The following is a 13,770-nucleotide window of genomic DNA, read 5'->3' as shown; positions in this document are numbered from 1 at the left end:
TGATCAATTAAATTCTAATGAATAAGTAGCTATTGTATTTAAAGCTTCATTATTAATTTTTCATTTCTTTTAAACTTTCTAACTCTTGTAAGGCTTCAAACCATTCTAATTCAGTTTGTTCTATTTTTTCTTTTAACTGAGAATGCTCAAGTAAAGTTTGCTGAAGTTTTTGCTTATCATCATATAAATCCTGATTTTGGAGAGCATCTTGCATTTGTTGATCTTGCTGTTGTAATTTTTCTAATGCCCTTTCAAGTTTTTTGACTTTATCCTGAAGTGGTTTAAGTTGCTTTCTTTTATCTGCAGATAATTTTCTATCTTGTTTTTTAGCATCATTATTAGATTGAACTACTATATTTGATGTATTGTTCTCAGATTTTTTGACTTCAAGAATGTACTTATAGTAATCCTTCATGTCACCATCAAAAGGCTTAACCTGCCCTTCACCAACTAGCATATACTCATCAACTGTTGATTCTAATAAAAATCTATCATGCGAAACTAATATTATAGCTCCTTGGAAGCTCTGTAATGCTACAGTTAAAGCTTCTCGAACGCCTATATCTAAGTGGTTTGTTGGTTCATCTAGTAATAAAAAGTTAGGCTCTTGATATACAATCATTGCTAGAGCTAATCTAGCTTTCTCACCACCAGAAAAAGTTCCTGCCTTTGCTAAAGCCTTGTCTCCTACAAAGTTAAAACTACCCAAAAAAGTTCTAAGCTTTTCTTGAGTTGCTTGTGAGTCTAAGCGTTGCATATGTAATAATGGCGAGGCTTCAGAATCAAGCATATCTAATGAGTGTTGCGAGAAATACCCAACTCTAAGATTTGGATGTTTTTCTATCTTACCTGATAAAATCTCAATATCTCCAATAAGAGATTTAATAAGTGTTGATTTACCAGCTCCATTTAAACCCAATAGACCTATACGCATTTCATTATAGATATTTAATTTTACATCATTTAAGATCTTCTTATCACCATAACCAAGATCAGTATTTTGTAAACTGACCAAAGTACCTCCAAGATGCTCTTTAACTTGCTTAAATTCAAAGCCAAATTCAGAATCTGACTTAACAGCTTCTATTCGCTGTATTTTTTCTAACATTTTGACACGACTTTGTGCTTGTTTTGCTTTTGATGCTTTAGCTTTAAACCTATCAACAAAACTTTGTAAGTGAGCTATATGCTTTTGTTGTTTCTCAAACTGCTTTTGTTGTAGTACTTTTTGCTCATAAGACTGCTTTTCATAAGATGAATAGTTACCAGCATAAGTATCTATATTCTTATTATCGATATGAAATATTTGCTTGACAACATTATCTAGAAAGATTCTATCATGTGAAATAAGTAGTAAAGAACCTTTATATTCTTGTAGATACTCTTCTAACCATAGTACAGCATCTAAATCTAAATGGTTAGTTGGTTCATCGAGTAGTAAAATATCTGACTCTTGTAGCAGTGCTTGAGCAAGATTTAAACGTATCTGCCAACCACCTGAGAGCTCTTTTACCTTTTGTTGCAAGTGACTAATACTAAAACCTAAACCTGAGAGCAATTTACCAGCTTGAGACTCTATTGCATAACCTCCTAAAGATTCATACTCTTCATGATATTTTGAGTAATCTACAAAGTTCTCAGACTCTAAAGATTTTTGCATTTGGATCTTCAATTGTTTTAAAGATTCTATACCATTGACTACATAATCTATCACTTTAGCTTCGAAATCATCAACCTCTTGCTTAACAGTAACTATACGGGTATTTTTAGCAATCTCAATATCGCCCTTATCTGGTGTTAGATTGCCTTGTATAAGGTTAAAAAGTGTCGTTTTACCTGTACCATTTTTGCCCACAAGACCTATTTTTTGATTAGGAAAGATTGAGAAATTAATACTATCAAAAAGTTCTTTTATCTCTACTTGATAAGATACATTTTTAAAGAAAATCATTTGTTTTAATATAAATATTTCATTAGCTAAATTATATACATTGAGTATTTATATAAAAGTGATTTTCAAATATAAGCTACTGATTTAGCTTATTTAGTAATGATAGATATACAAAGCAAACAATATAAGCAACTACAGTACCCCAATTAATACCCATAATTGGATATAACCAATATATCAATAAGTCATAGATTAATAAGATAGAAACTCCATAAGAGAAATGTTTTAACACACACGGAAATAGCTGATCTTTGTATGTAAATATCAAAACTGTAGTCACGGATGTTAACATAACTGGAAATGATGAAAAAATACCGGCCCACTCATGACCCACTATACGAGACACTCCAGTAATCAACAAAACTAATGAAGCAACTAGAATAATCCTAAATGTAATAACAATTAGTTTATTAGCCGGTTTAAGCTTAACAGCTACCTTTGTATGCTTATTATCAGCAACTCTTCTGAAAAAAAGAATCGTGATAAACATGGCGACCAAGAATATCATGAAACCAGAGAATATATTAATACTAAATTTTGTAAGAATATAGCCACTGATAAAATAAATAATAAAACCGACAAAAAGAGCGCTTAAAGTATTAAAATAACGATTATTAAGAAATAATTTACCACCTAAATAGAACCCTATTGTAAATAACAAAGTACAACAGAATCCTGCAAAAGCATAAGGCATTGAATCTATCAAAAACTGTAATCCATTCTCACGCGCATAAAAATAAGTAAAAAGACCAACACTAAGTGGTAAACCTGAAAATAAACCTCCTAATCTAGGACTTTTCTCAGATATATATATTAATCCTAGTACCATTAAAGCTGATAATATTATTTTTATAGTAATCAACAACATATAACAAATACCTTTATAAAATATAGACTAAAAGTTTACACTATTTGGTATTTTTATAAATCATTTTACAGATCTAATAATGCTATACTATTCAAAGCATTTATTTATATTGGTATCTATGATGCAAAATGTAATTATTGTCTTATTTAATGAGTTTGAAACCTTAGATGTTTTTGGGCCAGTTGAAATTTTTGGGAGTTTCAAAGAGCACTTCAAACTTGAGTATTATTCTCTAGAAGGTGGTAATGTATATAGTAGTCAGAATGTCTGTATAAATACCAAAAAACTTTCAGATGCTAATTTTAAAAACTCGATATTATTTGTGCCTGGGGGTATTGGTACAAGAGAGTTAATATACAATACAAAATTAATAACTGAATTAACTAGACTGGCAAATAATGCTAAATATATACTTACAGTCTGTACTGGCTCTTCCTTATTTTCACAAACAAATCTGCTTAATAGCAAAAAAGCCACCTCTAATAAAAAAGCTCTAAAATGGACAAAATCTATAGCTCCAGATGTAATCTGGATCGACAAAGCCAGATGGGTAAAAGATGGTAATATTTATACAAGCTCTGGCATAAGTGCAGGCATAGATATGTCTCTAGGTTTTATCGCGGATATCTTAGGCTATGATGTAGCTAAACAAAAAAGTATTGAGTTAGAATACTCATGGCAAGAAGATGCAAATGTTGATGAATTTGCAGATATTTATAAATAGTTAGTCATTTGCAAAGAGTTTTAAAACGCTATCAAGCTGAGGCTGTTGAATATTCCAAAATATAATATTAGCTCCAATATAATTCTTATCAAAATCATATAATTCTGCTGGTGTAAATTTCTTCAATGTTTTTGGATTTGTGTATGTATAATCAGGCTCTTGAACTGCAATAGCTATAGTATTTATATCTGCCTTATATTTATATAAAAATTGATAACTATTTTTCATCTGACTATTTCGATATGGTACTGTGTCAGGATTACCTATGCCGATATTATTTTTGATTGCTATATCAAATATCTCTTGCATAAAGCCATGATCATTATTCCATTCACACGGTAAGAAATTGATATATTGCACTACTTTGCTTTGCTTAAACTGTTTTTTAAGATAAAGCATATTGCTAACTACTGAATCTACATAAGTCTTACAAAACTTATCCGTTAAAAACTTATCATCTATATCAATAGATGTTTCAGGTAAGTTTATACCCGCTATTTTACCATCATACTTTTTAGCTAGCTGACCTATCAACTTATGAAATCTCTTGTTTACTTTAGGATTCCATTGTTTAGTAATCCAACCAGCACCTAAAGGCTGCCCCTCTCCTGCGAAATCAGTTTGTCTGAGCACTCCATCATCATAGGTTTTAGATTGTAAGTATTCTGGAACTGGAATACGCTTAATTTCAAATGATTTATCTTGTAGCTGTATAAATAGCTTTTTATTATATTTTTTGAGTAATTGATAATCCTCCTCGATATCTGAAAAATCATAGTTATCTTCTTCTGGCTCCAATCTTTTCCAAGAATAAACTATTTGAGCACCTTTTACCTGAGGATTATCAATTTCTTTGAGATGATCTTTTACAGAATCTCCTCCTAAAAATAAATATAGCTCTGGATTACTCGCAAAACATAAATTAAAGGCCATAAAACTTACTACAAGTATAATTATCTTTTTCATATATATCCTAAATTAAAAACTACAAACCATTAGAGTGTATAATAGCGAGTAGTTGTCAACCAAAAACTTATACAGCAAATATCATTATGAGTAAAACAAGAAAAATCATACATATTGATATGGATTATTTCTTTGCTCAGGTAGAGGAAAAAACAAATCCGAGCCTCAAAGATAAACCATTTGCTGTAGGTGGTACAAATCCCAAACGCGGTGTAATATCAACATGTAATTATATAGCTAGAGAATATGGTGTACATTCTGCTATGCCAACAGCTATCGCTCTTCAAAAGTGCCCAGATCTTATACTTCTAAATACGGACTTTGCAAAATATAAAGCAGATTCTGCGATTATTCGTGAGATATTTCATTCTTTTACAACTAAAGTGGAGCCTCTATCTCTTGATGAAGCGTATCTAGATGTTACGGATGTTACAGTATATAAAAATAGTGCAACACTAATTGCTCTAGCGATTAAGCAAGAAATTTTTAACAAAACGGGACTCACAGGATCAGCTGGAGTAGCTCCAAACAAACTACTTGCAAAGATAGCTAGTGATATTAACAAACCTAATGGCTTATATGTAATCACTCCTGAGCAAGTTAATGATTTTGTTAAAAATTTACCAGTTAAGAAACTTTTTGGTGTTGGTAAGGTCTCCCAAGAAAAACTAAAAAGTATGAATGTCGAGACTTGTTCAGATTTGCAGCAACTAAGCTTAGCTACTCTAGTAGATAAGTTTGGTAAATTTGGAAGTAGTTTATATAACTATGCTAGAGGTATAGATAATCGTGAAGTTAATCCAGTTCGTATTCGTAAATCTGTAAGTGTTGAAAATACATACCTTGAAGATCTAAAGACTCTCGAGGCCTGCCTAGAGAAACTACCAAGTTTATATGATAAATTGACTAGTCGTATAACTGACGAGCATTATAAGTCTATTATTGGTATTGTTGTCAAATTTACAGATACAAAATTTAATAAAACCAGTCTGACTAGAGTAGCAAAAATACTAGATAAAGAAGTGATAAAAAATCTAATAATTAAATTACATCAGAAACAAAATCACCCTATTCGATTGATTGGTATAGGTGTAAGGCTTGGAGAAGTTGATGACAGGCAGATGGAATTGTTTTGACCATTATTCTAGGGAGAAATTAAAATTACTATTTTTCACTCAATTCATAAAAATCTAATAGTTCTTGTTTCATATTTTTCTCAAAACCTTCCATATTATCATCATATTCAAGATATCTATTAGGTCTGATATTAAAACCTATTATTTCTGTATTTTTATGCTTTATTAGCTTTATTCTTCTTGTTTTATCATCACTTTGTTCAAGTCCCATAGCATAACCAATTTCATGATAAACATTTCCATTGATATTTTTATTTCTATCATCACTTAAATTAGCTATAAGTAAACCACTCCTTCTAATTCCATCCAATACAGCTTTTGGAATATCATTAGCACTTATTTTAGGTTGCTTATCTATTCTGAATAGTTCCAAGTCTATATTATATTCTCTATTTATTTTGTCTATAACATTTTTTAAAGAATTATAAGGGTTCTCTACTGTACTTTCATTATTAAAAGGCATAGATACAAAAATAGTATGTTGAAGTGTTTTCAAGTATTCTGAAAATATTTTATAAATTTCTTTTCCTTTTACATAAATATTTAAAAGATGTTGCTTTAAAACCCAATTCTTGTATATTTTTAGTCTTTTTTCAGTATTCTCACTTTCTAAAATAGTTCTAACCCCAGCGACCAAAACACCCTTATTAAGCAGATTTTCTCCTGTACAAAAATCAAAACAAGAAATAACTTTATCAATAGCATCTTTAATTTTTTCAACTTTAACTTCTTGTAGATTCTCATTTTTAAAAATTTCTTCAAGGATATCATGAGTAGTTTCATAAGGCTCTTTTTTAACCTTTTCATCAACCCAGCCTTTATCAAAATCTATTTTACCTAATTTTCTAATCATAGGATAAAAGTTTCCGAACTCTCTAACAAGCTCATCATCATCATAAATATACTGATTCTTATATTTCCCTTCGATAATTCTTTTTATATTCTGCTCTTTTGATATCGGCAATTGCTTATAATTTATGTTATTAAATATAATAGGTGCTGTTCTCTCATATTTCTCATCATTAAATAATACAATTGTAAAGCTTACTGTTAGAAAACCATCATTTTCTTTGGCTGCTTCAAGCCTATGATTACCATCTATTCTAAATAATGGGGCTTGATTCTCTTCTATGCTTAATGTAAAAAGCTCAAATTCTTCTACAGCTCTTGATGCTTTTGTAGATTTCACCTTCTTTATTGACATAGAAATTTTATCAGAAATCTTTAAATTTGGTACAGACTTATCTGATCTAAGTTTTGTATTAAAAGTTTCAAAACCATCAATCTTTAAAGCGAAAGTCAATTCAGGAAAATATCTATTTTCAGCTTCTTCTTTTATATATTTTTTCAACCTATCTAATTGTTTAGTGTCTGCCTCTCTTTGATATGATTGATCTGGCTCAGATATTCTAATCAAATCTTTTATATTAGCTTCACCTCTTAAACAGATGTTACCAAGCTTAGAGTTTATTATTCCTTTTAATTCTATAGCCATCTTAATCTCCCAAAATCATCTTTTCTATCTCTGCTTTTGTAGTTTCTAAATCTGCTATAGCTTCCTCTTGTAACCGCTTGGCCTTTGCTCGTATAGCTGAGATATGCTCTACTATCTCTTGTTGAGATATTTCACCGGCTTTTGCTTTTGCTGGTGTAAGTGGTGGTAATGGTATTTTTATTCCTTTTACAGATTCTTTTGTCAAACCTGTGACTGTTGCTCCTGTTATCTCTCTTTTTAAAAATATCTGTCCAATACTAGAATATAAATAGAAAGCTAAATATGTAGGGTTTATTTTTTCTTTTAATGTTCTTATAAGAAAAACATGCTCATTAATATTTTGTCCTACAAAACCAATGTTTTCTAGTAAGCCTACTTTCCCAGTTGTTGCTCCATCCTTAACTAAAATAATATCATTAATTTTAGTTTCTGTTTTTAGTATCTTTTTATGAAACTCTAAAGGTATATACTTGGGTTTTCCTTCATAAACTTGGCATTGACTATTAACATGCTCACCACCAATACTAAAAACACCTTCTTTTATACTACTAACCCCACCTTTGGGTCTAGAGCCACTTTCTAAAAATGAAATTACTTCTTTTAAAGAAGTAATATTGTATTTGTCATTAAATAAATTTGTTTCAAATTTTTTATAATATGTTTGATGATAATCACAATCCCACCTACTCCCACTAACCTCACTAAAATCTGTAGTAAAAATCCTAGCTTGTAGTGAATTATCTTTTTCTGGCAACTCTATACCAAGCTTATCTAGTAAATAACTATCTATACTAGCTAGTAATTCTCTTGCTTTTTGTTCCTTTTGCTGTTTTTGTTGATAGGCTTGTTCATATTTTTGAATTATTTGATTTTGAATTTCCAGATTTGGTAGAGGGATTAGTAAGGATTTATATTCTTCTGCATTAATATTAGGTTGTCCCGAACTTCTCTGAACATTTTTAACCCACTCTTTATACAAAGTAGTCTGAGTATAAATAAATATATATTTTGGCACAGCCTTAAATGTATCTATTACAAATCTAATCATATACCCAGCAAACAATGATTGTTCTCTTACTTTCTCATGAATATATGACTTACCTACAGTATTTCCACTTCTTGCAATTAAAATATCATTTTCATTTAACAGAAATCTACTTTCTATTTTGTTTGCTGTTTTTCCTAATCCCGGAATTAAATTACCAAACTCATCAATATCTGTAATACGAACATACTTAGCTTGTTCTTCAGTAGTTCTTTCTATACCAGCTTCATTAGCGCCATATTGAGGGTTTACTTTAAGTAAATCCTTAAATTTAACAACTTGGCAAGAAAAGTTATGCAATAAGTTTTGAATATAGCTATTAAAAGCTGGATCCCACCTATTCTGTAACTCGGAATAATTCACCAAAAAAATTTTATTATTATCTACAGAACTATCAAGTTTATATTCTGCCATCTTCAATATCCTTGATAAATTTTGTTAGATGCTGCTGTATTTGATCTAGCTCATTACTACCAGTTTCTTTACCTGTTGCATCGTAGCCAATATTTTCAGCTATTGCCATGAATATAGGATAATCAAGATTTTGAGCTTTTATTTGCTCTTTTCTCTGTTCCTGATATAGATCTGTTAGCTTTTCTTTAAAATCTGCTAACTTTTGATTATATTCTGCTGAGATTTCTGTTTTCCAGTCTTTAAACTCTTGTGTTTTTTCTATAGTTTTTTTATCAGTTTCTGCTGTAGTGTTTATAAATCCAGTATGATTTTTTATAACTTCTTTTTTCTCAGCTTCTATAGCTTTACAAGTATTTTGATAGCCTTGCGAATCTTTTATATTATTCTGTAAATCTACTTTTAGTTGCTTATAAGCTTGGCTTTTTATAGCTGGCCATTTTCTCAAGAAAAGCACCGAACTTTTGACACCTGCGCCATTTGCAGCAAATGCTGTCTGCGGCATAGATACAACAGCCACGAGCCTAAACCAATCTTCTATTTGATCTCTTACATATTGTAATGAGCTATTTGTAAGTATCCCATCAGGTATAACTATCGCAAGAAAGCCATTTTCTTTTAAAAATCTATAACATTGCTCTATAAATAAAACTTCTGTACTTTGTGAATCCTTTTCTTTGCTTTTTTTAGTCTTTAAATCAAGCCAGTCTATTTCTGTATTACCAAAATCAAAAGTTTTTAGATAATTTTTTTCAGATTTTTTGACCTTACTCCCAAATGGTGGGTTTGTAATAATGAAATCCATAGAGTTAGCTTTAAACTCTCGATTTGTCTTTTGCATCTCATCAAAGCTAACCAATCCATCGCTAGCTATTACATTTGTATGACCATCATCATGGATAATCATATTCATCTTAGCAGTTCTAGCTATTTGTTCATTTATCTCTATACCAAATAGATTTTTCTCTGCAAAATCATGCCAATAGCTATGATGGTATTTTGCATCATCTATATCAGTTTCAAAATCAGGATATTCTTCATCCGCTTGACTTCTAACCTTATCCAAAGCATGCAACAAAAATCCACCACTACCACAAGATGTATCTAATACTCTGTTCGTGTTTTTAATATTTAAAACATCTACAACAAACTTAACTATAGGTCGTGGCGTAAAATATTGCCCAAAATCACCCCTAAAAAAACTTCCCATAAAAGTTTCAAAAGCTCGACCTTTGCTATCTAAATCTGTCTTGTTAAGGTTTACCCCTTGTAGATAATTTACAATTGTTCTAATTCTATAGTCTGAGAGCCTAATATCATCTTTAAAGACCTCTTTATCAAACTCTTTACCGCGATTATAAATATATCTTACTCGCTCAGCTAAAGCTTTATTAGTACGATAATCTTCATCCCTATTTTTTTCTTTATCTTCTTTTGTTAAATCTTCTTGTATTACTTGAAAATGATATACTTCACCTTTTTTACGAGCTTTTTTATTATTACCCTCAAGGTTATATCTCTCATCCCAAATCTTACAAAAAATTAACTTATCTAACTCGTCAAAAGCTTCCGAAGGATTTAGCTGACCTCCTGCCCAAAGTGCATTATGCGCTTGTTTAAAAATCCTAGTTAACTCACCTTCTGACACTGTTTGGATATCTTTAAACTTTTTATCTTTATAAGCTTTATATTTGGCTTCTTTACAAACGCCACCTTTTGCATACTTAAATGGTGGCACTCTATCTTCACCAAATTTAGGAATATCTGGTAATGTCTCTTTTAGATTTTTATCTTTATCAAACCTAAAATACTCATTTAAAATACCAGATGTCACCCAAATATATTTGATAGTTCGAGAGATAAATCTCGCATAGCTAAAACCCTGCTCTACTGCTTGACGATATTCTGACTCTGAAACTTCTTGTTTTTTACACTCTACAATTAGCTTAGGTTTTTCATGTGTTTTATCATCATAGACGACCATATCTACTTCTTTTTTAGTAGAACCATCAGTTATAGTTTCAAATTGGTTTATATACTCTGGACTATAATCATAGTCATATACTAATTTTAAAAAAGTATCTGCCTGAACTCTTTCTTCTGGATTATCTATATTTCTTGATTTATTTTGAAATACATAAGTTATTCTCTTAAACTCTTCATCAAAACTAATATGATTATCTTGTATACCTTGCTCTAGGTATTTTATTTCTTCTTTAAGCTTGATGAATTTTTCTATTAGGTTTTTTTCTTCCATTAAATCAACTAGAGTGAAAATTAACTAGGAACAATTTTACAACATAAGAAATTAAAAAAGAATTTTTAAAACTTATATAATGACCTTTTATATTCTTCCAAAACTCTAAAAATCTCCTGCTCATCAACTAACTGATTTAGTTTTTGCCTAAACTCTTTTGAACTAGGTAAATCAGCAAGATAAAAACTTGCATGAGTTCGAATTTCTTTAACTGCTACTTTAGGAGTTTTTAGCTTAATAAGTCTTCTTAGATGTTCTCCTAATACTTCAACACGCTCAACTGGTGTTGGTGGCGGTATTAGCTCGCCTGTATTTAGATACTCAGCAATTTGTCTAAATATCCAAGGGTTACCACGAGATGCTCGACCTACCATCACCGCATCTACTCCTGTATGCTCCATCATAGCCTTAGCACTATGAGGACAGAACACATCACCATTGCCAATCACAACTGTATCTACAGCTTTTTTAACATCACGGATAATATCCCAATTTGCTTTACCAGTATACATTTGTTCACGCGTACGCCCATGTAAAGCTATAGCACTTACGCCAGCATCTTCACATGCTTTAGCAACCTCTATAGCATTGATATTTTCATTATCCCAGCCGATACGCATCTTTACAGTTACAGGTTTATGTACTGCCTTGACAACTGCTGTTAGTATCTCATGTATTCTATCGACATCTTTTAGAAGTGCTGCTCCTGCTTGTAGTTTTTTAGCAATTTTTGGCATAGGACAGCCCATATTTATATCCAAAAAATCACATTCCGTATTCTCTGCAATATATTTTGTCGCACCAACAAAACTCTCTAAATCTGTACCAAATATTTGTATCCCAAGTGGTTTTTCACTGTTTTCCATATAGAGCATTTCCATTGTTTCCCAATTACGCTCTACTACAGCCTTATTACTAACCATCTCAGTATATATTAGCCCTGCACCATGCTCTTTGCATATTGTACGAAAAGCACTATCACAAAAACCTGCCATTGGTGCAAGTACGACATTATTTTCTATTTCAATATCAGCTATTTTAAAGCCCATCTTTTACACCATCTAATAGAAACCATTGCCCCATTTGTTTGGGTTGGCCAAAGCTTATGCCATGTTTTTTAAACTCTTGTTGAACTTCATCAACTTGATTTTCAATAATTCCTGATAAGGCTAATTTACCGCCATGCTTTAGACTACATGTAATACTCTCAACTAGACTTATAAGTACATTTGAAAAAATATTTGCCACAACTAAATCAAACTGTTGTGTAGGTGGGTTATCACTAAAGTGGGTTTTATCTGCTACGCTATTCTCTTGAGCATTTTTGATAGATGATTCTATTGAGTTCGGATCAATATCTATACCTTCGGCATAATTTGCCCCTAGTTTAACAGCTCCAATAGCTAAGACTCCAGTACCACAACCATAGTCTAGTACTTTCGAATCTTTGCTAATATGCTGTTCTAACCATTCTAGACACATTTTAGTTGTTTCATGATTACCACAGCCAAAAGCAATACTAGGATCAACTATTATATAAGTATGCTCATTATCTTGAGGTGGCTGCTTCCAATTTGGATAAACAACTATATTCTTACCTATTTCTATAGGTTCGTAATCATATAACCAAGCAGCTTCCCACTGCTGATCTTTGATTATTTTATAATTTATTTCACTTTCAACTATATTTTCAAACTTTTGTTGAATATTAGCAATGATAACATCTATATTATGATGGTTCTCATATAAGACTGTAATACTGACTATATCATCGGATTTATCTATTCTTGTTACAGAACCTGCATTGTTATCAAAGAGATAATCCTCGACTATATCAAAATATTTAGATTTTAGCGTAAATTCTAACTGGTGCCATTGTTGCATTTTATAAAAAAATAGTTCAAAACTTTATATATCGTAAAATAATACTAAATATACTAATTAACGGCTAGATTAAATTTATTATTTAGTGTCTGATAATTAACCTTATTTCAACAATCTTCATTTTAATTTTCTTATTTTGACCTAGTTCTTCTTAACCAAAAAATGATTAACAATCCTCAGTACATGCACTGCCATATATCCAGCACTAGCCACTAACAAGCCCGCGACAAAACTACCTAAAAACAACGGTTTCCAAAACTCATGTAAATGATTGAGCATATAAGAACCAAATGTTTCCCAGTCTGAGATATAAACCTGCTCTCCAAGCAAAAAGCATCCAAATATATAGTTTCCCAAATACATCGGTACCCAAGTCAAAGGATTACTAATCCATACTGTTGAAATCGCTATTGGCATATTAGCTCTCAAAATTATAGCTGAAATAACTACAGGAGTCGTTTGCAGGGGCAAAGGAATCATCATCCAAAAAAAGCCGACAAAAACACCTCTTGCTACAGTGTCATAATTAGCAATCCATAGACTTTTATCTGTAATTCTATGCGCAGCAAAGCCGAGTAATTTAGAATTTTCTAATCTTCTTCTCTTTCTAATTAGTTTTCGAGCTCTTCTTGTATTCATACGCTTATCTTCTACAAAAAGTTTCTACCAAGAATCAATATCCATACATTAATAAACGTTTTCTTATATTTAAACTCAGAATATATAACCCAACTCTATGGCTGACTATAAGACCAAAATAGTCTATTTGCGTCATCACCTGGGCTAAATTCTACTTGCTTATTGTCAATATATTCACCATATCTTGAATTAATGAATTGTCTATCTGGTGGTACATAAGCAGCACCTTGAGCTCTCTCTTGCTCAACTTCAGGACCATAATACATTGTATATGGATTTGCTGGACGCATATAAGAGTAGCTGATTGCTACACTCATCAAACCAAGTGTCATTAAAATTATCTTTTTCATTTTATATCTCCTTTAAAAGGCTTTTAGGCCAAAATTAATTATAA

The 13,770-nt window shown here is 31.1% G+C and carries 12 protein-coding genes; 2 read left to right on the top strand and 10 right to left on the bottom strand.

The window, feature by feature from the left end:
- Positions 1-52: 52 nt before the first annotated feature.
- Together F0R75_RS03175 and F0R75_RS03170 are read right to left on the bottom strand one after the other, a co-directional pair.
- Positions 53-1,951, bottom strand: a complete 1,899-nt coding sequence (locus F0R75_RS03175; RefSeq protein WP_149368365.1) for an ABC-F family ATP-binding cassette domain-containing protein — start codon at positions 1,949-1,951, stop codon at positions 53-55.
- Between the two features lie 76 nt (positions 1,952-2,027).
- Positions 2,028-2,819 carry an MFS transporter gene (locus tag F0R75_RS03170; protein WP_149377198.1) on the bottom strand — a complete coding sequence of 264 codons (792 nt, stop codon included), beginning with the start codon at positions 2,817-2,819 and terminating at the stop codon, positions 2,028-2,030.
- Between the two features lie 121 nt (positions 2,820-2,940).
- Between F0R75_RS03170 and F0R75_RS03165 the strand changes: the two genes are divergently transcribed.
- Positions 2,941-3,543 carry a DJ-1/PfpI family protein gene (locus F0R75_RS03165; RefSeq protein ID WP_149369203.1) on the top strand — a complete coding sequence of 201 codons (603 nt, stop codon included), beginning with the start codon at positions 2,941-2,943 and terminating at the stop codon, positions 3,541-3,543.
- On the opposite strand, the gene F0R75_RS03160 is transcribed toward F0R75_RS03165, so the two are convergent.
- Positions 3,544-4,509, bottom strand: a complete 966-nt coding sequence (locus F0R75_RS03160) for a hypothetical protein (RefSeq protein WP_149368367.1) — start codon at positions 4,507-4,509, stop codon at positions 3,544-3,546. It lies immediately after the preceding gene.
- Between the two features lie 86 nt (positions 4,510-4,595).
- Here F0R75_RS03160 and dinB point away from each other — a divergent pair, with 86 nt between their 5' ends.
- On the top strand, positions 4,596-5,645 hold the full coding sequence (dinB, locus tag F0R75_RS03155) for a DNA polymerase IV (protein ID WP_149368368.1): 1,050 nt from the start codon (positions 4,596-4,598) through the stop codon (positions 5,643-5,645).
- Between the two features lie 28 nt (positions 5,646-5,673).
- On the opposite strand, the gene F0R75_RS03150 is transcribed toward dinB, so the two are convergent.
- From F0R75_RS03150 to F0R75_RS03120, 7 genes are all read right to left on the bottom strand, one after another.
- Entirely contained in the window at positions 5,674-7,140 is a 1,467-nt protein-coding gene (locus F0R75_RS03150; protein WP_149368369.1) for a ParB N-terminal domain-containing protein, read from the bottom strand.
- A 1-nt stretch (position 7,141) separates the two neighbouring features.
- A complete protein-coding gene (locus tag F0R75_RS03145; RefSeq protein WP_149368370.1) occupies positions 7,142-8,599 on the bottom strand; it encodes a restriction endonuclease subunit S in 1,458 nt (485 codons plus the stop codon).
- Complete coding sequence (locus F0R75_RS03140; protein WP_149368371.1) at positions 8,586-10,853, bottom strand: type I restriction-modification system subunit M; 2,268 nt, start codon at positions 10,851-10,853, stop codon at positions 8,586-8,588. The genes F0R75_RS03145 and F0R75_RS03140 overlap by 14 nt, the downstream gene beginning before the upstream one ends.
- 65 nt (positions 10,854-10,918) lie before the next feature.
- A complete protein-coding gene (gene dusB / locus F0R75_RS03135) occupies positions 10,919-11,902 on the bottom strand; it encodes a tRNA dihydrouridine synthase DusB (RefSeq protein ID WP_149368372.1) in 984 nt (327 codons plus the stop codon).
- Positions 11,892-12,737, bottom strand: a complete 846-nt coding sequence (gene prmA, locus F0R75_RS03130) for a 50S ribosomal protein L11 methyltransferase (protein ID WP_149368373.1) — start codon at positions 12,735-12,737, stop codon at positions 11,892-11,894. The genes dusB and prmA overlap by 11 nt, the downstream gene beginning before the upstream one ends.
- Positions 12,738-12,878: 141 nt before the next feature.
- Positions 12,879-13,376, bottom strand: a complete 498-nt coding sequence (locus F0R75_RS03125) for a DUF2062 domain-containing protein (protein ID WP_149368374.1) — start codon at positions 13,374-13,376, stop codon at positions 12,879-12,881.
- A gap of 95 nt (positions 13,377-13,471) precedes the next feature.
- Positions 13,472-13,726: a hypothetical protein gene (locus F0R75_RS03120; RefSeq protein WP_013923010.1), complete on the bottom strand. Its 255-nt coding sequence runs from the start codon at positions 13,724-13,726 to the stop codon at positions 13,472-13,474.
- Positions 13,727-13,770 lie beyond the last annotated feature (44 nt).

The sequence above is a fragment of the Francisella marina genome (assembly GCF_008369785.1).
Classification (GTDB): domain Bacteria; phylum Pseudomonadota; class Gammaproteobacteria; order Francisellales; family Francisellaceae; genus Francisella; species Francisella salimarina.
This window is presented reverse-complemented; position numbering and strand designations above follow the sequence as displayed.